Raw genomic sequence first — 21,084 nt, 5'->3', positions numbered from 1 at the left:
AATGCAGCCGACGAATTTCAATACCCTAATCGACTGGCAGCAATGCAGCGAAGAGCAGCAAAAAGCGCTGTTGAGCCGCCCGGCTATTAATGCTTCTGAGCGAATCACCGCAACCGTCAGTGAAATCCTTGACCGGGTGAAAGCCGAGGGCGACAGCGCCTTGCGTGATTTTAGCCAACGCTTTGATACCGTGCAGGTGGCTGATATTCGCATCAGTCGCGATGAAATAGCCGCTGCTGCCGGGCGCTTGAATGACGACATCAAGCAAGCTATGGCGCAAGCGGTACGTAATATTGAAATCTTCCACAACGCGCAGAAAATGCCAGTGGTGGATATTGAAACTCAACCGGGCGTGCGTTGCCAGCAAATCACCCGCCCGATTGCTTCCGTCGGCCTGTATATTCCCGGCGGTACTGCTCCGCTACTGTCTACCGTATTGATGCTCGGCACCCCAGCGCGCATTGCCGGTTGCCAGCGCGTTATTTTATGTTCTCCTCCGCCTATTGCTGATGAAATTCTGTATGCCGCGCAATTGTGCGGTATTCAGGAAGTGTTCCAAATTGGTGGCGCGCAGGCGATTGCTGCAATGGCATTTGGCAGCGAATCAGTGCCGAAAGTGAATAAAATCTTTGGGCCGGGCAATGCTTACGTCACAGAAGCAAAACGTCAGGTCAGCCAGCGTCTGGATGGTGCAGCGATCGATATGCCAGCCGGCCCATCTGAAGTATTGGTTATCGCTGACAGCGGCGCGACACCGGCGTTTATCGCCTCAGACTTGCTGTCTCAGGCCGAGCACGGGCCAGACTCACAAGTGGTCTTACTGACACCCGATGCCGCGATTGCTCAGGCCGTTGCAGTCGAAGTTGAGCAACAACTTCAGCAGTTGTCGCGCGCTGACATTGCCCGTCAGGCACTGGAAAGTAGCCGTTTGATCATCACCAAAGACTTGCAGCAATGTATTGATATCAGTAATCAATACGGGCCAGAGCACTTGATTCTGCAAATACGCCAGCCGGAAGATATTATCGATAAGATTGATAATGCCGGCTCAGTGTTTATGGGTGACTGGTCGCCAGAATCAGCGGGTGACTATGCCTCTGGCACCAATCACGTATTACCGACTTATGGTTACACCTCAACCTATTCCAGTTTGGGACTGGCTGATTTTGTTAAGCGCATGACCGTGCAGCAACTAACCCCGCAAGGCTTGCTGGGTCTGGCATCAACCATTGAAACGCTGGCTCAGGCTGAACAACTGACCGCCCACAAAAACGCCGTTACCCTACGTGTCGCTGCCCTGACCGCCGCCAAAAAGGAACAAGCATGAGTCAATCTGCCAATGTCACTGAGTTGGCCCGCGCCAATGTCCGTGCCCTGACCCCTTATATGTCTGCCCGCCGTCTGGGCGGTAATGGCGATGTATGGCTCAATGCCAATGAATATCCATTAGCGACGGAATATCAACTAACGGCGCAGACCTTCAACCGCTACCCTGAATGCCAGCCTAAACTGGTTATCGAGCGTTACGCTGCTTATGCCGGTTTAGCAACGGATCACGTCCTGGTCAGCCGTGGGGCTGATGAAGGGATTGAGCTGCTAATCCGCGCCTTCTGCGAGCCGGGTCAGGATGCCATTCTGTTCTGCCCACCGACCTATGGTATGTATGCCGTCAGCGCCGAAACCTTTGGTGTTGAATTGCGCACCGTACAAACGAAAGCGGATTGGCAGCTAGATTTACCGGCGATTAAAGCCAATCTGGACCGGGTGAAACTGATCTATATTTGCAGCCCGAATAACCCAACCGGTAATTTGATCAACCCGGCTGATTTGCGCGAAGTACTGGAGTTGGCACAAGGCCGCGCTATTGTGGCTATCGATGAAGCCTATATCGAGTTCTGTCCACAGGCCTCGGTAAGCGGTTGGCTAAAAGATTATCCGAATTTAGTCATTTTGCGCACCTTATCGAAAGCTTTTGCATTGGCCGGTTTACGTTGTGGCTTTACCTTGGCCAACAGCGATATCATCCAATTGTTGCTGAAAGTGATCGCGCCCTATCCGTTGTCTACACCGGTGGCCGATATTGCTGCACAAGCGCTCAGCCCACAAGGTCTTGAGCAAATGCGCCAGCGGGTAAACGAAGTACGAACTAACCGCGCATGGTTACAAAGCGCGCTGCAAGACTGTGCCTGTGTTGAGCAGGTATTTACCAGTGAAAGTAACTATTTACTGGCCCGTTTTACCGCCGCCAGCAATGTATTCAAAACACTGTGGGACCAAGGCATCATCCTGCGTGACCAAAATAAGCAACCTGGGTTATCCAACTGCCTGCGCATTACGGTAGGCACCCGTCAGGAGTGTGAGCGAGTGATTGCCGCCCTTGCTCCCCTGCCCGGTATCAATAGCCCCAATAGCACTAATACCTCCAGCCTGCGTAAGGAAACGATATGAGCCAGAAATTTCTTTTTATTGACAGAGACGGCACCCTGATTGCTGAGCCACCGGAAGACTTTCAGGTTGACCGGCTGGACAAACTGGCGCTGGAGCCAGAAGTGATCCCGGCCTTGCTGGCACTGCAAAAAGCGGATTATCGTTTGGTGATGATAACCAATCAAGATGGCTTGGGTACCCACAGTTTCCCACAGGAAACGTTTGATCCTCCCCATAACCTGATGATGCAGATTTTTAGCTCTCAGGGGATCAATTTTGAGCAGGTTTTGATTTGCCCACACTTACCGGCGGACAACTGCGCTTGCCGTAAACCCAAAACCGCCTTAGTTGAAAGCTATTTGGCCGAAGGCGTAATGAATAGTGCCAACAGCTATGTTATCGGCGACCGCGAGACTGACCTACAACTGGCGCAAAATATGGGCATCAGTGGCTTGCGTTATCAGCGCGATGGCTTGAATTGGTCACAAATTGCCAGGCAACTGACCCTGCGTGATCGCCATGCTCACGTTAACCGCGTCACGAAAGAAACTGCTATTGATGTCGATGTCTGGCTGGATCGCGAAGGCGGTAGCAAAATAAAAACCGGCGTCGGTTTCTTCGACCATATGTTGGACCAAATCGCGACTCACGGCGGCTTCCGCATGGATATCCAGGTCAGTGGCGACCTCTATATCGATGATCACCACACCGTAGAAGATACCGCACTGGCCCTGGGCGAGGCGATTAACAACGCCTTGGGCGACAAACGCGGTATTGGCCGTTTTGGTTTTGTACTGCCAATGGATGAATGCCTGGCTCGCTGCGCACTGGATATTTCCGGTCGACCACATTTGGAATATAAAGCGGAGTTTAACTATCAGCGCGTCGGCGACCTGAGCACTGAGATGGTCGAGCATTTCTTCCGCTCCCTCTCTTATGCTATGGCCTGCACCCTGCACCTGAAAACCAAAGGCCGCAACGATCACCACCGGGTAGAAAGTCTGTTTAAAGTGTTTGGCCGTACCTTACGTCAGGCAATCCGTGTTGAGGGTAATACCCTGCCAAGTTCCAAAGGGGTGCTTTGATGAATGTGGTGATTCTGGATACGGGTTGCGCCAACCTCTCCTCTGTCACCTACGCGGTGCAGCGTTTAGGTTATGCACCGGTTATCAGCCGTGACCCGGAAATCGTTCTGCGCGCCGATAAGCTGTTTTTACCCGGTGTGGGCACAGCTCACGCGGCGATGGATCAGTTGAAGCAACGCGATCTTATTGAGCTTATCAAGAGCTGCACCCAACCGGTGTTAGGTATCTGCCTCGGAATGCAATTACTGGCAACCAGCAGTGAAGAGAGCGGCGGTATTGAAACGCTTGGTATTATTGATACGCCGGTAAAACAGATGATGGACTTTGGTTTGCCACTGCCGCATATGGGTTGGAATCAGATTACGCCTCAGGCGGGCAATCATCTGTTCCGTGCTATCCCAGACGGAACTTATTTCTACTTTGTGCACGGATATGCAATGCCAATATGCCCAAATACTATCGCCCAAGCCAATTACGGCGAGCCGTTTACCGCCGCAGTCGAAAAAGACAACTTCTTTGGCGTGCAGTTTCATCCGGAACGCTCCGGAGCGGCTGGAGCCCAATTGCTGAAAAACTTTCTGGAGATGTAAGCACCATGATTATTCCCGCTTTGGATTTGATCGAAGGCAAAGTGGTGCGTTTGCATCAGGGCGATTACGGCCAACAGCGCGATTATGGCAATCACCCTTTGCCGCGCTTGCAGGATTATCAGCAGCAAGGTGCTCAAGTATTACATCTGGTCGATTTGACCGGCGCTAAAGATCCCGCCGCCCGCCAGATCCCGCTATTGCGTGAGCTACTGGCCGGTGTTGATGTCCCGGTGCAAGTTGGCGGTGGCATCCGTAATGAGCAAGATGTTGTCGCACTGCTGGAAGCTGGCGCAACACGAGTTGTCGTTGGCTCAACCGCCGTTAAACAGCCGGAAATGGTGCAACAATGGTTTGAGCGCTACGGTGCTGAAGCCATTGTATTAGCGCTGGATGTGCGCATTAATGATGCGGGCCGCAAAGAAGTGGCGATCAGTGGCTGGCAGGAAAACTCCAACACCACACTGGAGCAGATTGTCGAACAATATCTGCCTTTCGGCCTAAAGCATGTGCTATGCACGGATATCTCCCGTGATGGTACCTTGAGTGGCTCGAATGTCGAGCTGTATCAGGAAGTGTGCCAGCGCTACCCACAAGTGGCATTCCAGGCCTCTGGCGGCATTGGTTGTCTGGATGATATTGCCCGTTTGCGCAGCAGCGGTGTGCAAGGTGTGATTGTCGGCCGTGCACTCTTGGACGGCAAATTTAACGTGAAGGAGGCGATTGCATGCTGGCAAAACGGTTAATTCCTTGTCTGGATGTAAAAGACGGCCAAGTGGTTAAAGGCGTCCAGTTCCGCAATCATGAAATCATTGGTGATATCGTGCCGTTGGCACAGCGCTACGCACAGGAAGGCGCTGATGAGCTGGTATTTTACGATATCACTGCCTCCTCTGATGGACGGGTTGTTGATAAAAGTTGGGTATCACGAGTTGCGGAAGTGATTGATATTCCGTTTTGCGTCGCAGGTGGCATTAAGAGTGTGGAAGATGCCGGTCAAATCCTAACTTTCGGAGCAGACAAAATCTCTGTCAACTCACCCGCACTGGCTGATCCGACGTTAATTACCCGCCTGGCTGACCGCTATGGCGTACAATGCATCGTGGTGGGTATTGATACCTGGTATGACGAGGAAAGTGACAGTTATCAGGTTTATCAATTTACCGGCGATGAAAAACGGACCAAAGCCACCACCTGGCAGACCGAAGATTGGATAAAAGAAGTCCAGTTACGCGGAGCCGGTGAGATTGTGCTAAATATGATGAATCAAGATGGCGTGCGTAACGGCTATGATTTGCGCCAATTGAAACAGATGCGCGCCATCTGCCATGTTCCGCTTATCGCCTCTGGCGGTGCCGGAACACCAGAGCACTTCCTGGAAGCATTCCGAGATGCGGATGTCGATGGCGCACTAGCCGCCTCTGTGTTCCATAAGCAAATCATTAATATCGGCGAATTGAAAAAGTATTTGTCTGAACAAGGCGTGGAGATAAGAGTGTGTTAAGCGAACAACAAATTAACCAACTGGATTGGGAAAAAGTCGACAATCTGATGCCAGCCATCGTTCAACATGCCGTATCGGGTGAAGTTCTGATGATGGGGTACATGAACAAAGAAGCGCTGGCAGTGACAGAAGAAACCGGCAAAGTCACTTTTTTCTCTCGCACTAAACAGCGTTTATGGACCAAAGGCGAAAGCTCTGGCCATTTCCTCAATGTCGTTAATATCTACCCAGACTGCGACAATGATACTCTGCTGATTCTGGTCAATCCTATCGGCCCAACCTGTCATTTAGGCAATAATAGTTGCTTTGCACCGGCTGCCAGCGACTGGGGCTTCTTGTATCAACTAGAACAGTTATTAGCCTCACGTAAATCAGCAGATCCAGCCAGTTCTTATACTGCAAAACTGTATGCCAGCGGGACTAAACGTATCGCGCAGAAAGTGGGCGAAGAAGGGGTAGAAACTGCCCTCGCCGCGACAGTGAATGACCGCGAAGAGCTAACAAATGAAGCATCAGATCTGATGTATCACTTGCTGGTGTTATTGCAGGATCAGGACTTGGATCTGAGTAAAGTGATAGGTCGCCTGCGCGAACGTCACGAGAAGTAATTACCTGATTGCCTTTCTTATCAGCAAAAAACGCCCTCAACTCAGCATCGAGGGCGTTTTTATTAAGGCAAATATCAAATACTGAAGTTTTAATTGCCCGCAGTAAGACAGGAGAAACACTCAGATCGTAAAGACGCCATTACTCCGTCCCTGGAGGCTCGAGCCGCGCCGTCCTGGCGCGGACGCTTTACTCTTCTGAGCATTCCACCTGTTTTAAGTCATCGAATCATCTTTGCCAAAAAATCAAGACAAAGCGTAATCCGTTAAATGGATTATTCCATCCACTCGGTATGGAACACACCTTCTTTATCAGTACGTTTGTAAGTATGCGCACCAAAATAATCGCGCTGCGCCTGAATCAGGTTGGCTGGCAGCACGGCTGAACGGTAGCTATCGTAGTAGTTAATCGCCGCAGAGAACGTCGGTGTTGGGATACCGTTTTGAACAGCGTAAGACACCACATCACGCAATGCTTGTTGGTATTCATCAGCGATTTGCTTGAAGTAAGGTGCTAACAGCAGGTTCGCAATATCAGCATTTTCGGCATACGCATCTGTAATTTTTTGCAGGAACTGAGCGCGGATGATGCAACCAGCACGGAAAATCTTAGCGATTTCACCGTAATGCAGATCCCAGTTATTTTCTTCAGAAGCGGCTTTCAACTGAGAGAAACCTTGCGCATAGGACACGATTTTACCCAAGTACAATGCACGACGGATTTTCTCGATAAATTCAGCTTTATCACCCTCGAAAGGTTTCACTGTAGGGCCAGTTAACACTTTAGAGGCTGCAACGCGTTGATCTTTCAGAGAAGACAAATAGCGGGCAAACACAGATTCAGTGATCAATGTTAATGGCTCGCCTAAGTCCAGAGAACTTTGGCTAGTCCATTTACCGGTACCTTTGTTCGCGGCTTCATCCAAAATAACGTCAACCAGATATTTACCGGCTTCGTCTTTTTTGGTGAAGATATCTTTAGTGATATCAATTAGGTAGCTATTCAGCTCGCCTTTGTTCCACTCAGCAAAGGTGCTTGCTAGTTCTTCGTTGCTCAAGCCCAAAGACTGTTTCAACAGAGAGTACGCTTCTGCGATCAACTGCATGTCGCCGTATTCGATGCCGTTGTGAACCATTTTAACGTAATGGCCAGCACCATCTGCACCGATATAAGCAACACAAGCATCGCCATCATCAGCGCGGGCAGCAATTTTTTCAAGAATGGGGGCTACCAGCTCGTAGGCTTCTTTCTGCCCACCAGGCATGATGGATGGGCCTTTCAATGCACCCTCTTCGCCACCGGAAACACCCGTACCGATAAAGTTGAAGCCTTGCGCAGAAAGTTCGCGGTTACGGCGAATGGTGTCTTTGTAATAAGTATTACCACCATCAATCAGAATGTCACCAATATCCAAGTGTGGCGTTAGTGAAGCGATAGTCTTATCAGTGGCTTCACCCGCTTTCACCATCAGCAGGATACGACGCGGTTTTTCCAGTGAATCAACAAATTCTTCCGCGGTATAACTCGGCACCAGATTTTTACCTGGATTTTCGGCCACGACTTCGTCGGTTTTATCTGATGAACGGTTAAAGATAGAAACGGAATAGCCACGGCTTTCGATGTTGAGCGCCAGGTTACGGCCCATCACCGCCATACCGACAACGCCAATCTGTTGTTTGGACATTAAAAAACTCCTGTCTGAGAGATGACACCTGTTACCGGCCTTGAGGCCAACAGGTTTTTGCTGTGGGAAACATGTTAACTCAGGATTATGTCAGCTGGGTAGTGATTGGTGCGATAGATAGCACAACTGACCAGTTGCTGTTCGCACACGTTTGCTTTATCAGAGATAACGGCCAACCTGATTTATTTATCGTGCCAATTTATACAAAAAAAAAGCAACCACATGGATTGCTTTTCATTTATCTAACCGTTGGTTAGGACATAAATTCTTTCAGCCAGGCTTTAAACTCTGCACCTTGCTGCGGATGACGCAGGCCATAAGCGACATATGCCTGCATATAACCGAGTTTCTCACCGCAGTTATAGGATTGCCCGGTCAAGGCTACAGCATCCACTGGCGCATTCTCCGTCAATGCATCAATGGCGTCAGTCAGTTGAATTCGGCCCCAGGCACCTGGCTTGGTTTGTTCCAACAGTGGCCAAATATCAGCAGACAGAACATAGCGCCCAACGGCAGACAGGTTTGACTGTACGTCAACTGGACTTTGTGGTTTCTCGACCATGGCTTTAATACGGCTACTTTCACCCGGTGCCAAATCGGATTTTTCGCAAGAAATCACCGAGTAATTAGATAATGCCTCTGGCTCGACCGAGTGTACCAATACCTGACTGACACCGGTTTCATCAAAGCGTTTAACCAATTGAGCCAAATTATCCTTAGTCAGATCTGATTTGGCATCATCAATCAATACATCCGGCAGCAACACCGCGAATGGCTCATTGCCCACCAGTGGCTTGGCACATAGCACAGCATGACCCAATCCTTCAGCATGCCCTTGGCGAATATGCATAATCGTTACACCCGGAGGGCAGATAGATTGCACTTCATCCAATAGCTGGCGCTTAACTCGCGCCTCCAACATAGCTTCCAGTTCATAAGAGGTATCGAAATGGTTTTCTACCGCATTCTTTGATGAATGAGTTATCAAAATGATTTCTTTGATACCAGCAGCAACACATTCGTTAACCACATATTGGATTAATGGCTTATCAACAATTGGCAGCATTTCTTTCGGAATGGCTTTCGTCGCTGGCAGCATTCTCATACCTAAACCGGCTACAGGGATCACTGCTTTCAATTTGGTCATAATTAACCTACTGATTTCTCTTTCGAATTTAGAATTATTCTATTTTTAGCTGCTAAACCAATGTTAATTGATTTGTTTTTTCAGCCAGGCAGTAAATTTTTCACCTTCGGTATTATGACGAACACCATAAGTCACAAAGGCTTTCATATAGCCTAATTTATCGCCACAATCGTGAGATTTACCCGTCATATGGAAAGCTTCAACCGGCTCTTGTTCCATTAACATCGCGATAGCATCAGTCAGTTGAATTTCATCACCAGCACCGCGCGGAGTTTTCTTCAGCAGCGGCCAAATATCTTTGGACAAAACATAGCGGCCCACTACAGCCAAATTAGACGGCGCATCAGCCACAGAAGGCTTCTCTACCACCGCAGTCATAAGGGTACTTTCACCCGGCGCTAAATCGACATGGCCGCAATCAGCAATACCGTATTTGGACACATCTGCTTGAGGCACCGGTTCCACCATGATCTGGCTACGCCCGGTTTCTTCAAAACGTTTGATCATGCTGGCAAGGTTCTCTTTCGACAAATCAGCCGTTGAATCATCGAGTAACACATCTGGCAGCAATACAATAAAGGGATTATCACCCACCATCGGTTGAGCACACAGTACCGCATGTCCTAGCCCTTTGGCGTGACCTTGACGCACTTGCATGATAGTGACATCTGGCGGGCAAATATTCTTAATCTCTTTTAATAACTGCCGCTTAACCCGAGATTCCAAGGCCGCTTCAAGTTCAAACGATGTATCAAAATGGTTTTCTATTGCATTCTTGGAAGAGTGACTCACCAACACGATCTCTTTGACCCCGGCAGCAACACATTCATCCACGATATATTGAATCAGGGGTTTATCAACTACTGGCAGCATTTCCTTCGGAATTGCTTTAGTCGCTGGTAACATCCGAGTGCCAAGCCCGGCAACCGGAATGACTGCTTTCAAAGACTTCATTGCTATGACCTCTTCAACTTTAAACAGCTAAATCTGGTTAGATTAATTCTGTGGATTAAGAAAAAATAAGCTCGAGTTGTTCATTATTCATTTATCTAGGTAAAAGTTTACATCAGAATGTTCCTGATAACATTCTTAAAATATCAGCAAATATTTCATCCAGTGTCATGAACAGGAAGTTGAATGAATGTCAGGCTATTAATAAAAATAAATTTTATACAATAGTATGAGTGCTAAAATTAACAATTAGTTGTCAATAATTTCATTATATAAATCAATATAGCTTGAAACCATTTTGTCAGAGGTGAAATTGTCTAAATAACGACTTCTAGCATTGTGACCAAATTTTTCTGACAGCTCAACATTATCCCATAATTTATCCATAGCAATTCTCAATGCAGCAGGATCCGATGGAGGAACAACTATTCCAGTCTGTTGATCAACATTTATAAATGTTGTTCCTGTTCCGATTTCACTTGAGATTAGAGGCTTACCATACATAGCGCCTTCTAATAAAGTGATGCCGAAAGCCTCAGAACGTAAATGAGATGGGAAAACTACTGCATAACAGAGAGTCAAAAGTGCTGCTTTATCTTCATCGGATACAGCGCCAAGAAAATGGATATTCTCAATTTTTAACTCTTCTACCTGTTTTTTCAGTTCCGACTCGATAGGCCCAGCCCCAACAATAACAATCGGGTAAGTTGAGTTTTGAGCTGCCTTGATAAGAATATGCAGGCCTTTATAATAACGAAAGGCACCCACAAACAGGAAAAAACGCAAACCAAATTTATTTTTCCATAACTCCAGACGTTCTAATGTTGGCGTCGGATAAGAGTTCTCATCAAGACCATAAGGAATAACACTCACTTTATGAGCGAATTTTTTTAAAGTTATACTAGTAGCAACATAATTTGGCGATGCAGCAACAATCCGCGAAACACTACCAAGAAATCGATTCATTAACGGTGCATATATTCTTAAAATATTTTTTTGCTTAACAATATCCGAATGATAACTAACAACTGTAGGCTTATTAATACCAGATAGAAAGTGAACCATATCCATAAAAGGAAATGGGAAATGGTAGTGGATTACATCCGCCTGATTAGCCAGTTCTTTAAAATCTTTAAGCGCTTGAAATGAAAATGGTGTTGACGCTGCTTCAAAATTCACTGGTGAACAGTATACTGTATGTGATCCTATTTTTTTATTTATAATACTGCCACGTTTACTTAAAGAAAGTACTGTCGAGTCAATATCACGACTTCCCCCACCTTCACATAATTGAAAAATAACTTGCTCAACACCGCCGAAAGAATCTGGATAATATGTTTTATAAAAATGCAGTACTTTTAGCATTATATTATTACACCTGCTTATAGGCTTTAATTGTTGCCTGAGCACATCGCTTCCAGGAGAAGGTATTAGCCCTGACGAGACCAGCTGCTATTGCGGTGGTCCGCCAATCTTCATCTTCCAGGCTTTTAATGATAGCAGTAGTCAATCCCTCAACATCCAAAGCCTCACACATCAAACCCGACTCACCTAAAACCTCAGGTAATGAAGCAGCATTTGAGCAGACAACAGGAACACCTGACGCCATAGCCTCAAGAACCGGCAAGCCAAACCCCTCATACAGCGAAGGAAATAAAAACGTCCTAGCACCAGAGAAAAGCAAAGGAAGATCATTAGAGCTTAAATAGCCAAGGTATAATAGCCAACCTTGCTGAGCAGCTTTTTCAAAACGACGATGCAAGGACTCGCTATTCCAACCAGAAAAACCACAAATTACTAATGGAAATCGAGTTCGAAGCTCTAAAGGCATTCTCTCATAAGCATCAAGCAAGGTTGAAATATTTTTTCTTGGTTCAATAGTACCAGTAAATAATGCGTACTGCCCCGCCACCAAGCCCAATCGCGTCATTAAACTTTGTAGAGATGTATACTCGCGCGGATAAAACTCATCACTACTAGCTAGTGGGGCTGAAACTATTTGTTCTATAGGATAATTAAAATAATCAGCAAGTTCAGTGCGGGTAAACTCAGAATCGGTAATTAAGACTTTCGCCCTTTTTAAGGTGAGTAATAACTCTTTTTGCATGTATCGCACACGATTTATAGGGTGACATTGGGGCCATTTAAAAATCGAGAGATCATGGAAAGTTGCAACAGCATTATCAACTCGTGGCGGTAAAAAAAAATTAGGGCTATGATAAATAAAATTCTTATACGGCCCTAATGCCAAACTTTTTAGCCACGGAACTAAAAGTCGATGCAGCTCACTCGCAATTGCATTGTTTTTAACCGCATTTTTCAACCCTGAAGCAGCATTCGACTCAGCCTTAACAGTAGGTAAATCACGAGATATTTTTCTACCCTGCAAAAACAAGAGTTCTGAGATATCATCACTGCTTTGCAACTGTCGTGCTAACTCATAGGTATAGCGACCAATACCCGTCAGTGGGTATTTAATAGAGTCAGTAGAAAAAACCACTCTCATTATTTATTTTCCAGCATCCAGCGCAGTGTTTGTTCTAATGGCGGTGTATTCCAGCCATTAACAATACTTTGCAATTTTCTCGAGTCACCACATAACGTTTTTACTTCATTCGCACGAACAAAGGCTGGATTAACATGAATAGATAGCCTATGTGAAGTTATTTCTTCGCATAGGCTAATGACTTCACGTAATGAATAGGTTCTACCAGAACAGACGTTAACAATCTCGCCAATGGGTTTAGTTATTAGTAGGCCTAAATATGCTTTTGCTAATGCTCTAACATCCGTAAAATCGCGCCATACATCTAAATTCCCTAACTCTATTTCATCAGCTTTACGTTTGAAGTGAGAAACTATTTTAGGGAGTAAGAAATTATCTGATTGCCCAACACCGGTATAGTTAAAAGGACGAACAATGATAATGGGCAATTTTTCAGACCATAACTTAGCCATATACTCCATGGCTAACTTGCTGACAGCGTAATCATTTGCAGGGTTTACTACAGCGGTTTCACTCAACATGCCAGCTTGTGTATTACCATAAACATTAGCACTACTGGCAAGTAAAACTGCGTCTACAGTATCGGCAACCTGACTCAACGCGACTAATAAATTCCTGGTGCCAACAACGTTGACATCATAAAAAGCGGCAGGATCACCGTGACCGACAAATGCAATTGCAGCGAGGTGAATAACAAGATGTGGTCTCACCTGCTCAACGACAGAAATAAGCCCGTTGGCATCGAGCAAATCTACTTGATAATAATCTGGCTCATTTGATGGCTGTGAGCCTAAACCAAATACCCGGTAACCGGCAGCAGATAACTCCGCTGCCATGTAATGGCCCGTAAATCCTTGAATACCGGTGATCAAGGCACGCTTGCCATTCATTACCATCAGAATGAGAAACCTTGTTGATTACGGCGAAGATCTTCTTCAACCATCATCAGGCAAAGTTCTTCTAAAGTTGTTTTTGGCTCCCAGCCCAGCACATCTTTAGCTTTTTGCGGGTTACCAATTAGCAGTTCAACTTCTGCCGGGCGGTAGAACTTAGGATTAACTTTAACTAAAGTTTTCCCTGTGGCGACATCAATCCCAATTTCATTCTCATCCTTGCCTTCAAAGCGCAAATTAAAACCAGCAGCCTTGAAAGCCATGGAAACAAAATCACGTACCGTTTCTGTACGGTTAGTAGCCAAAACAAAAGTATCAGGGACATCTGCTTGCAGCATACGCCACATACCTTCTACATATTCCTTGGCAAAACCCCAGTCACGTTTAGCATCCATATTCCCTAATTCGAGAATATCCAGTTTGCCTAATTTAATTTTTGCAACTGAGTCAGTAATTTTACGAGTCACAAATTCACGGCCGCGCAGTGGCGACTCATGATTAAACAGAATGCCGCTGCAACCAAAAATACCGTAACTTTCACGATAGTTGATTGTCATCCAGTGCGCGTACAATTTAGCGACACCATAAGGGCTACGTGGGTAGAACGGTGTGTCCTCAACTTGTGGTATAGCCTGGACTTTACCAAACATTTCAGAGGTAGAAGCTTGGTAAAAACGAATTTTAGTGTTAACAATACGAATAGCTTCTAGTAAGTGCAGTGGACCAATACCGGTAATTTCCGCCGTTGTTGCTGGTTGGTCAAAAGAAACACCGACAAAACTTTGCGCCGCCAGATTATACACTTCAGTAGCTTGCGTAGTTTGTAACAAGCGAATGCTGGCAGAGAGATCGGTAAGATCATATTCAACCAAATGCAAATTAGGATGTTTATCAATGCCTAACTCTTCGATACGCCAAAAGTTAACAGAACTTGTACGGCGGTAGGTCCCATAAACTTTATAGCCTTTCTCAAGTAATAATTCAGCCAGATATGCACCATCTTGTCCTGTAATACCAGTAATTACTGCAGTTTTCATTATTAGTCTATGCCTACATATTTGGAAGATGTGATTATCTATATAAATCACACACCTTGATAGATTTGAATAAATTTCTACATCGTAATAGTTTTCGAAAGAATTTATTTAGTCAAAAAATACTTATCATCCAATGCTCCAGGAAGTTTGACTACAACATTGACAGCATCCGTTAGAGCTTGAAAATTCGTACTTTCTCCAGGCGATAATACAATTATATCTCCTTCTGTCCATTCCTGACCGCACATCATGATCTTGCCACTTATAACACAAGTTATCTCAGTGGCAATTTTATGAAAATGTTCGTCTTCGCAGGCTCCTTTTTTATATCGTTTTACTGCAATTTCACAACCCTCGGTGTGAAATACACTTGGTGAAAAAGCTCCTACGAACCAACCGCCTACCATATCATTGATATTGTGGATTTCCATCTAACCGCCTGGCTATGTCATCTCGATTTGTCTAATTGATTTAAATGGGTGATATTGTTCAGGGTTTATCCTAACAACACCAATACGTAATCCTTTTAATACTAATTCGTTAAAGGATGGGCATATGTAGAAACTCCCATCAACTTTTGCATCTTTTCGAATCATATCCTTAACAGCATCAATGAAATCTGATGTTCTCTTGAACCAATAAGTGCCGGCAGTGGCATTCTTGCTTATTGGTTTTTTTTCCGATGCTTCAATAACAAGTTTTTCATCATTTAGTATTACGTAAGAGTACCGCGGGTGTATAGAATCAAAAATAATGGTACCTGCATCGTAATTATTTTTATTCATTTCATCGACAAAAACCTTGATATCTATATCGATAAACTGATTTCCACTAATAATAAGCAGAGGCTCTGATTGGGGTAGGCTAACTGTTCCTAATAATGCTGTACATGCAGCACCAGCGGTATTATCAGGCACAGGGAAAACTTTAGATTTTTTATCAGAGATTAATCTCACTATATCATCCAGATGGTATTTTTTAATATACTTATCTTGAAATAAATAAACGTTCCCTCCGTCATTGAATGAAATTTGCTCGGTGACTCTCTGAATTAATGGAATTCCATTTATTTCTGAGAGACACAATGGATAATTTTTATCATCTGGATCAATATAGTTATCTCCAGCAGCAAGGATCAGTATATTCACAGTTCATTTCCTTTATTTAAACGGTCAATGAATCCTTTAATATTTGTATAATTGACATCAGTTACATCATTAACCACTAAAACATGTGCCCCAGAAGCCTGTGCGGCTTTAATTCCATTTTCATTATCTTCAACGATGACACATTCTTTAGGAGAAAAACCAAGCATTGCAATAGCTTTATCATATATTTCCGAATTAGGCTTTCCGTTTTTAACATCCTGATTAGAAAGAATAATATCAAGATAGCTTGTTAGCGAGGCCTTCTCCATCATAGTAATGACACTATCTCTAACTGAATTAGATGCAACACCTAGTTTATAACCTTGCTGCTTTAGTTGTGAAAGTGCATATTCATGAATAAATGAAGGTTTACATTTGGTGTGTACTATTTCCATCGTATATTGCTGCTTCATTTCATTAATGAAAGAGTGCAATTCCACAGGTAATGAATACTCAGCACTGAGTATTTTTAGTTTATCTTTTGTCGGTAAACCGTCAAATTTAGTCAGATGATCATAACGTTCAATATTGAAACCGAATAGATTTAATGATTGATTCAACGCCTCATAATGCCATTCTTTTGCTTCAATAAGAACACCATCCATATCAAAAATAATTGCCTTGATCATATATCCTCCTTGAAGATGTGTGTCGCTTCTTCTGGAAAATCAGTACATAAAATAACACGGTCACTTTTCGAAATTCCGGATGCGTTAAGTTCACTCCAAAGAATTTTATAATCATCACGCTTATGTAACTCTGGAGATACAATGCAAACCTGCTTATTATCTTTAAGTAGATTAGAAATTAGTTCCATATTATACCAAGTACTATGAAATGCATCTAACCATACCCCTTCGCTTTTTTTATAAAATGCTGGTTTTTTTTCATATTCACTCATTCGAGTAAAAACAGACAGATTACCATCATTAATATAAGAGAATTGATCTGGTACCGACATATCGAATACAAATGAATTTGATAATTTCTCTTCTTTGATGATTTGACTTATTTGGTCAACGAGTCCGTCAGATTTAATGTTTAAAGCCAATGGAAGATTACGGCCTCCCATAATTTTAATTAATTCTTTTAACGTTAATTCATCACCAGAGGGCATATCATGTGATATTACTAAGGTCCTATTTAAATCTCTAATATCTGTCTCTATGCCATAGCCAAGATCGAAAGAGCGTTCGAAAGCAATTATCGAATTTTTTTCAGCCGAATTACGCCAATAGCCTCTATGGCTTATAATTCTCATGTTATAGTCCTTTTATTGCTTTGAGTGAAACTGGCAACTTTAAAAAAATATCTAAATCAGCCGGGGTTCCCAAACCATACATACCATTAGCTTCTGAACCAACATTATATATTCCTATATCATGACCTAACTCTATTAAATAATTATACGCAGGTGCTACGTAAAACTCATTGTTAACACGTTCATTAGCTAAAATCATACTTTCTGCTGAAGCAACAAAATCAAAACCGCGCTTAAAGTTATATATGCCTACTGTTGCCTCATCAGATATAACTTCTTTTTCAACTACTTTGGTTACTTTGTTATTATTATCAACACCGACAAATGACCATTTTGGATCATTTGCTTTCATCGTCATAATAAGTCCAGTTATAGCTTCTTTTTCAAGCTCATGTAAATAAGAGTTAATGTTGCAATCAATATATTGATCACTATTCGCAATCATCAGAGAATCATCATTATTAATATAATTCTTTGCCAAAAGAACCGTACAAGCAGCCCCCTCAGTGACGCCATTAGTTTCAATAACAATACAATTAGGTGCCCATTCAGATAATTTTTCTCTAAGGCTATACTTTCTCTCATGTTCGGATTGAACAATGAAAATAAATCTATGCTTTTCCTTGGGAGTTAGATTTTTAATTACTAACTGTATCATAGGGATACCATTTACAGAAATTAAAGGCTTCGGATCTACAAATCCTGCATTTGCAAAACGACTACCAGCACCTGCCATCGGAATAACTATATTTAGCATGATAACCTCAGATATTTTTAAAAAAACCTAATTTAGATAGAACTTTTAATAAAAATGAACTTTTAATATTATTTAGCTTTTCATTTAATTTGTTATTATTTTCTTTTTCTTTATTAAATTGACATTTTAAATCATCATACTTCTTCTTTTCTTGCTCGAGGGTCATGTTAAGGTTAATAATGTGTTGCTCTGGGTTTTCAAGTTTATGAGAAGGTGCATGCCAATAGTTTTTACCATCATAGTATAAAAAATTCTTAATATTTAAATCACATTCTATTTTTTCTTTACTCTCTCCATTACGAAAAAAGAATATATTAAATTCATTCGATGCCTCATCATTTGGTTTAATAGCATATACAATGAAATTATTATCATGCAGATAATTTAGTGCAACTCTCAAGTCATCATAGTTATCTTCATATAAAGACTTTTCACAAATAGCAGGCATCTCAAGCATACCTGCTTTTATCCTAGATAAATATTTACCTGCTGATTTTAAGGCGATTAAATCAAAACCTTGTATATCAATCTTAATAAAGTCAATTTCATTGAATATAATGGTATCTAGAAAGCTATCTAAACGTTTTGTATGAACTGTAGTCTTCTTCGTATGTTGAAGATCCTGTCTTCCAGCCCAATATTCATCATTAATAATATTTTCTTTCGAAAACTTCAATAAACTGGAGGTGCCATGGTCACCAAGTTCCGATATAAAAAAATCAGCAATGCCTTCAGTATCACTGATAGCAATATTTTCTACTATATGATTATTAAGTTTTTTCTTACTTGCCTCAGACTCCAATATTTGGGCTAAAGACAGCTCAGCTTCAATAGCATAGACTATCTTGTTCGGGTTTCTCTTGGCAATTTCTAAAGAAAAACCTCCATAATTAGCACCTATATCGATAATAATATCATTCACTTTCATTTCTAAATCCCATTCGCTTCAATATTACTTTTAATAGTAATTTTGGATCATTTTTAAATAAGTTAACAGCTAGGAAAAAATATTTTTTTAAATTCTTACCTTCAGTGACTCTATTTTCGATACTGAATAAGTCAATGTTTTCGTAGAATCTATCAATGTTTGCCACTTTGAAATCATCTAGGATCTCCTTTCTAAGAGATAAAACATTTGCATGAGTTTTCTTATTCAGTTTAAACTGATATCCAAGATTTGTTAGTCTCTGCGACAACTCTATATCTTCAGCCATGTCCCAAGTAGCTAACTCATTGAAAGGATTTGCCAATAGAATATCTCGTTTAGAAATGACTAATCCGCCTGGAATATATTGATATGGAGAATATTCCCCATAGTCAATCAAATAGTTAGATGTCAATTTTTGGTCTGATGCTTGGCTAACCCAGTCGGGAACTCTGACGTCGGTATTTTTTAACTTTTGGGGAATAATACAAACATCATATTCATATTTAATCGATTCAAATGACTTAATGAAATTACTGGCTAATTCATATCTATTATGAGTAATACAAATATTGTTATAACGTGCAGACTTTATTATTTTATTCTTTTTTCTTGAGATATTTGAGTAAAGTTCACTAACATCATCACTTTCAATAAATCTAATTTCTGTCTTATAGCTATTGATAATCTCGGGACCACAAACAATTATTTCATATGCATTATTATGCTCAGTCTGAGACTCTATACTTTCAATAAAACTCCTTAAGTAACTTTCATTTTTACCATCCCAAAGAATACCAAAACTCCAGCCGGGGTCATTGTTAAAAGACCGTCTCGTAGCTGTAAATCGAATGACGTACTCTCCGGGTTTATCTTCGTAGTTTCTTATTGATAAGAAATTAATACTTCCGTTTGAAAATAAATATATAAGCCTATAGAATTTAGGAATTGAAAAATATTTATCTATTGAATTAAATCTTATCTCAAATAAACATTCTCCATTTGTAAACCTGAAAATATAATCCAAGATAATAGGCCAATTTCTAAAGGATGATATTGCAAATTGCGCAAATTGAATCTCAGTATACTTTCCAAAATGCTCTATACTATTAAGAGAACCACTTCCGTCGATACAGATTGGGTCTAATCCGACAAAGCCAATTGGTGGGTTATTTCCTATCCATAGATTTTTACACATATAGAACCTATATTTTTCTTATAAACATCTCGTGAAGATCTGAGGAGAAATTAGTCCAATCTCGAAGAATATGCTTATTATCATTTATTTTCTTGACTAATTTCTCATAATAGCTGTCATTAGTCATTATTTCTTTAAACTGCTGGTTGAAAGTTTTATAATCTAGATATTCTACCGCTGTTGTTAAACCATAACCTGCTTCAGTTAATGAAGATGTATCAAAATGCAAACAAGGTTTTCCCGCTGTTAATGATTCTCCCAGAGGTAGCCCCCAGCCCTCATAATGAGATGGATAAACTGTAAATCGACAATTTTTATATAACTCTGCAATTTCTTCATCGCTTGCATCAGGTATCACAATAATACTACCGCTAACATGTCCGGTGTAAGTTAAGGCGGCATTTAGCTCAGCCGTATCCCATAACCATTTCCCTACAATTACAAGTTTCTGATTTGCATATTCTTCACTATTGAAGAATTTAGTCCATGTTAAAATTAAGTTAATATGATTTTTTCTTGACTCAATTGAGCCAACACAAAGCGCATAAGTTTCGCGACTTAGCTTACGAGTTCTTAGAGGAAGGGAAGGGTTAGCATTATTAAGAGCAGTTTCAACTACTGGTAATTTGTGTGAGAGATGGATAATATCAATTTCAGGTATGCTATTGCCATTTTCTATGGCATAGTTAATTAAATCTTTTTTACAACTATCTGAATTTACAATAATTTTATTTGCATGTTCCAAAACAAATGGAATATATTTTTTGAACATCCCCTTAAGTTCATCAGGAACAAATAGTGATACAATAGGAATCATATCGTATACCATAAATATTTTTTCTACTTTCTGTAGTCTTTCCTTGAATAATTCTTCATATTTATCTTGGAAATTCCATACACCACCAAATAATGCAACAAGAGAATTTTCTTTAAAAGAAGTGAGTTCGGATATAATGAGTCTTTTCTCAATATGTATATTTTTTCTAATTTTAGATTTAAGAAGACGCTCTGAAATTCTTTTTGTGACAGAAGATAACCTGGCCATTTTGTATAATAAATTTACAATTTTAAATTTATTGCTACGGTCTTTAAATTTTTCTATATATACTGCAATTGAATTTGAATCATTTGATATAAAAATATCGGCATATACCCATAAGTTGGAAAATACAGAAAGGTCTTTAATATCTATATCGTCTAATCCTTTAATTGTATAAGTTTTCCCTGTAATTGGGCTGATAAAGAAAATAGCGAAGTTCCCCTGAAGTCCTTTCATCCCTTCTAGAACAACACGCTGAATGCCACTTACTCTTGTTGAGAATTTTGCATGATTAATAATATCAGTTACATCATAATAAATCATTAATA

At 41.9% G+C, this 21,084-nt stretch carries 22 protein-coding genes; 7 read left to right on the top strand and 15 right to left on the bottom strand.

The features are described 5' to 3' along the window. Position 1: 1 nt before the first annotated feature. The 7 genes from hisD to hisIE are packed head-to-tail and all read left to right on the top strand — an operon-like array spanning position 2 to position 6,211. Positions 2 to 1,327 (top strand): histidinol dehydrogenase, encoded by a 1,326-nt coding sequence (gene hisD, locus AT01_RS19675; RefSeq protein ID WP_042548358.1) that lies wholly within the window; start codon positions 2 to 4, stop codon positions 1,325 to 1,327. Continuing rightward, positions 1,324 to 2,448, top strand: coding sequence for a histidinol-phosphate transaminase (hisC, locus tag AT01_RS19670; RefSeq protein WP_042548357.1), 1,125 nt, complete (start codon positions 1,324 to 1,326; stop codon positions 2,446 to 2,448). The genes hisD and hisC overlap by 4 nt, the downstream gene beginning before the upstream one ends. After that, positions 2,445 to 3,512, top strand: coding sequence for a bifunctional histidinol-phosphatase/imidazoleglycerol-phosphate dehydratase HisB (gene hisB, locus AT01_RS19665; RefSeq protein WP_042548356.1), 1,068 nt, complete (start codon positions 2,445 to 2,447; stop codon positions 3,510 to 3,512). Before hisC ends, hisB begins: the two co-directional genes overlap by 4 nt. Beyond that, entirely contained in the window at positions 3,512 to 4,102 is a 591-nt protein-coding gene (gene hisH / locus AT01_RS19660; protein ID WP_042548355.1) for an imidazole glycerol phosphate synthase subunit HisH, read from the top strand. The genes hisB and hisH overlap by 1 nt, the downstream gene beginning before the upstream one ends. 5 nt (positions 4,103 to 4,107) lie before the next feature. Then, on the top strand, positions 4,108 to 4,845 hold the full coding sequence (hisA, locus tag AT01_RS19655) for a 1-(5-phosphoribosyl)-5-[(5-phosphoribosylamino)methylideneamino]imidazole-4-carboxamide isomerase (protein ID WP_042548354.1): 738 nt from the start codon (positions 4,108 to 4,110) through the stop codon (positions 4,843 to 4,845). Then, the gene (gene hisF, locus AT01_RS19650) at positions 4,827 to 5,603 is read left to right on the top strand and encodes an imidazole glycerol phosphate synthase subunit HisF (RefSeq protein WP_042548353.1); all 777 of its coding nucleotides are present in this window, start codon (positions 4,827 to 4,829) and stop codon (positions 5,601 to 5,603) included. The genes hisA and hisF overlap by 19 nt, the downstream gene beginning before the upstream one ends. After that, positions 5,597 to 6,211 carry a bifunctional phosphoribosyl-AMP cyclohydrolase/phosphoribosyl-ATP diphosphatase HisIE gene (hisIE, locus tag AT01_RS19645; RefSeq protein ID WP_019081014.1) on the top strand — a complete coding sequence of 205 codons (615 nt, stop codon included), beginning with the start codon at positions 5,597 to 5,599 and terminating at the stop codon, positions 6,209 to 6,211. The genes hisF and hisIE overlap by 7 nt, the downstream gene beginning before the upstream one ends. Before the next feature lie 272 nt (positions 6,212 to 6,483). Here the strand turns inward: hisIE and gndA are convergent, their stop codons facing one another. From gndA to AT01_RS19565, 15 genes are all read right to left on the bottom strand, one after another. Then, positions 6,484 to 7,893 (bottom strand): NADP-dependent phosphogluconate dehydrogenase, encoded by a 1,410-nt coding sequence (gene gndA / locus AT01_RS19640; RefSeq protein WP_042548352.1) that lies wholly within the window; start codon positions 7,891 to 7,893, stop codon positions 6,484 to 6,486. Positions 7,894 to 8,146: 253 nt separating this feature from the next. Further along, complete coding sequence (galU, locus tag AT01_RS19630) at positions 8,147 to 9,040, bottom strand: UTP--glucose-1-phosphate uridylyltransferase GalU (RefSeq protein WP_042548350.1); 894 nt, start codon at positions 9,038 to 9,040, stop codon at positions 8,147 to 8,149. 63 nt (positions 9,041 to 9,103) lie between these two features. Beyond that, positions 9,104 to 9,994, bottom strand: coding sequence for a UTP--glucose-1-phosphate uridylyltransferase GalU (gene galU / locus AT01_RS19625; RefSeq protein WP_042548349.1), 891 nt, complete (start codon positions 9,992 to 9,994; stop codon positions 9,104 to 9,106). A gap of 246 nt (positions 9,995 to 10,240) precedes the next feature. Continuing rightward, a complete protein-coding gene (locus AT01_RS19620) occupies positions 10,241 to 11,356 on the bottom strand; it encodes a glycosyltransferase family 4 protein (RefSeq protein ID WP_042548348.1) in 1,116 nt (371 codons plus the stop codon). Between the two features lie 7 nt (positions 11,357 to 11,363). Continuing rightward, a complete protein-coding gene (locus AT01_RS19615; protein WP_042548347.1) occupies positions 11,364 to 12,497 on the bottom strand; it encodes a glycosyltransferase family 4 protein in 1,134 nt (377 codons plus the stop codon). Then, positions 12,497 to 13,387 carry a GDP-mannose 4,6-dehydratase gene (locus AT01_RS19610; RefSeq protein ID WP_390169969.1) on the bottom strand — a complete coding sequence of 297 codons (891 nt, stop codon included), beginning with the start codon at positions 13,385 to 13,387 and terminating at the stop codon, positions 12,497 to 12,499. The genes AT01_RS19615 and AT01_RS19610 overlap by 1 nt, the downstream gene beginning before the upstream one ends. Positions 13,388 to 13,392: 5 nt before the next feature. After that, positions 13,393 to 14,427, bottom strand: a complete 1,035-nt coding sequence (gmd, locus tag AT01_RS19605; RefSeq protein ID WP_042548345.1) for a GDP-mannose 4,6-dehydratase — start codon at positions 14,425 to 14,427, stop codon at positions 13,393 to 13,395. A gap of 104 nt (positions 14,428 to 14,531) precedes the next feature. Further along, positions 14,532 to 14,858: a hypothetical protein gene (locus tag AT01_RS19600; RefSeq protein ID WP_042548344.1), complete on the bottom strand. Its 327-nt coding sequence runs from the start codon at positions 14,856 to 14,858 to the stop codon at positions 14,532 to 14,534. 12 nt (positions 14,859 to 14,870) lie between these two features. Further along, positions 14,871 to 15,575, bottom strand: coding sequence for a sugar phosphate nucleotidyltransferase (locus AT01_RS19595; RefSeq protein WP_042548343.1), 705 nt, complete (start codon positions 15,573 to 15,575; stop codon positions 14,871 to 14,873). Then, positions 15,572 to 16,204, bottom strand: coding sequence for an HAD family hydrolase (locus AT01_RS19590; protein WP_042548342.1), 633 nt, complete (start codon positions 16,202 to 16,204; stop codon positions 15,572 to 15,574). The genes AT01_RS19595 and AT01_RS19590 overlap by 4 nt, the downstream gene beginning before the upstream one ends. Continuing rightward, positions 16,201 to 16,836 (bottom strand): PI-PLC domain-containing protein, encoded by a 636-nt coding sequence (locus AT01_RS19585; RefSeq protein ID WP_042548341.1) that lies wholly within the window; start codon positions 16,834 to 16,836, stop codon positions 16,201 to 16,203. Before AT01_RS19585 ends, AT01_RS19590 begins: the two co-directional genes overlap by 4 nt. A 1-nt stretch (position 16,837) precedes the next feature. Next, on the bottom strand, positions 16,838 to 17,593 hold the full coding sequence (locus tag AT01_RS19580; protein ID WP_042548340.1) for a glycosyltransferase family 2 protein: 756 nt from the start codon (positions 17,591 to 17,593) through the stop codon (positions 16,838 to 16,840). Between the two features lie 7 nt (positions 17,594 to 17,600). After that, on the bottom strand, positions 17,601 to 18,521 hold the full coding sequence (locus AT01_RS19575) for an FkbM family methyltransferase (RefSeq protein ID WP_042548339.1): 921 nt from the start codon (positions 18,519 to 18,521) through the stop codon (positions 17,601 to 17,603). Continuing rightward, positions 18,508 to 19,716, bottom strand: a complete 1,209-nt coding sequence (locus tag AT01_RS19570) for a hypothetical protein (RefSeq protein WP_042548338.1) — start codon at positions 19,714 to 19,716, stop codon at positions 18,508 to 18,510. Before AT01_RS19570 ends, AT01_RS19575 begins: the two co-directional genes overlap by 14 nt. A 7-nt stretch (positions 19,717 to 19,723) precedes the next feature. Beyond that, positions 19,724 to 21,079 (bottom strand): glycosyltransferase, encoded by a 1,356-nt coding sequence (locus AT01_RS19565; RefSeq protein ID WP_042548337.1) that lies wholly within the window; start codon positions 21,077 to 21,079, stop codon positions 19,724 to 19,726. Positions 21,080 to 21,084: the final 5 nt, after the last annotated feature.

This window comes from Yersinia aldovae 670-83, assembly GCF_000834395.1.
GTDB classification, from domain to species: Bacteria; Pseudomonadota; Gammaproteobacteria; order Enterobacterales; family Enterobacteriaceae; genus Yersinia; species Yersinia aldovae.
This window is presented reverse-complemented; position numbering and strand designations above follow the sequence as displayed.

Coding starts and splice junctions, on each gene's coding strand:
- hisD (WP_042548358.1), top strand. CDS start 2: ATGCAGCCGACGAATTTCAATACCCTAATCGACTGGCAGCAATGCAGC.
- hisC (WP_042548357.1), top strand. CDS start 1,324: ATGAGTCAATCTGCCAATGTCACTGAGTTGGCCCGCGCCAATGTCCGT.
- hisB (WP_042548356.1), top strand. CDS start 2,445: ATGAGCCAGAAATTTCTTTTTATTGACAGAGACGGCACCCTGATTGCT.
- hisH (WP_042548355.1), top strand. CDS start 3,512: ATGAATGTGGTGATTCTGGATACGGGTTGCGCCAACCTCTCCTCTGTC.
- hisA (WP_042548354.1), top strand. CDS start 4,108: ATGATTATTCCCGCTTTGGATTTGATCGAAGGCAAAGTGGTGCGTTTG.
- hisF (WP_042548353.1), top strand. CDS start 4,827: ATGCTGGCAAAACGGTTAATTCCTTGTCTGGATGTAAAAGACGGCCAA.
- gndA (WP_042548352.1), bottom strand. CDS start 7,893: ATGTCCAAACAACAGATTGGCGTTGTCGGTATGGCGGTGATGGGCCGT.
- galU (WP_042548350.1), bottom strand. CDS start 9,040: ATGACCAAATTGAAAGCAGTGATCCCTGTAGCCGGTTTAGGTATGAGA.
- galU (WP_042548349.1), bottom strand. CDS start 9,994: ATGAAGTCTTTGAAAGCAGTCATTCCGGTTGCCGGGCTTGGCACTCGG.
- AT01_RS19620 (WP_042548348.1), bottom strand. CDS start 11,356: ATGCTAAAAGTACTGCATTTTTATAAAACATATTATCCAGATTCTTTC.
- AT01_RS19615 (WP_042548347.1), bottom strand. CDS start 12,497: ATGAGAGTGGTTTTTTCTACTGACTCTATTAAATACCCACTGACGGGT.
- AT01_RS19610 (WP_390169969.1), bottom strand. CDS start 13,387: ATGAATGGCAAGCGTGCCTTGATCACCGGTATTCAAGGATTTACGGGC.
- gmd (WP_042548345.1), bottom strand. CDS start 14,427: ATGAAAACTGCAGTAATTACTGGTATTACAGGACAAGATGGTGCATAT.
- AT01_RS19600 (WP_042548344.1), bottom strand. CDS start 14,858: ATGGAAATCCACAATATCAATGATATGGTAGGCGGTTGGTTCGTAGGA.
- AT01_RS19590 (WP_042548342.1), bottom strand. CDS start 16,204: ATGATCAAGGCAATTATTTTTGATATGGATGGTGTTCTTATTGAAGCA.
- AT01_RS19585 (WP_042548341.1), bottom strand. CDS start 16,836: ATGAGAATTATAAGCCATAGAGGCTATTGGCGTAATTCGGCTGAAAAA.
- AT01_RS19580 (WP_042548340.1), bottom strand. CDS start 17,593: ATGCTAAATATAGTTATTCCGATGGCAGGTGCTGGTAGTCGTTTTGCA.
- AT01_RS19575 (WP_042548339.1), bottom strand. CDS start 18,521: ATGAAAGTGAATGATATTATTATCGATATAGGTGCTAATTATGGAGGT.
- AT01_RS19570 (WP_042548338.1), bottom strand. CDS start 19,716: ATGTGTAAAAATCTATGGATAGGAAATAACCCACCAATTGGCTTTGTC.
- AT01_RS19565 (WP_042548337.1), bottom strand. CDS start 21,079: ATGATTTATTATGATGTAACTGATATTATTAATCATGCAAAATTCTCA.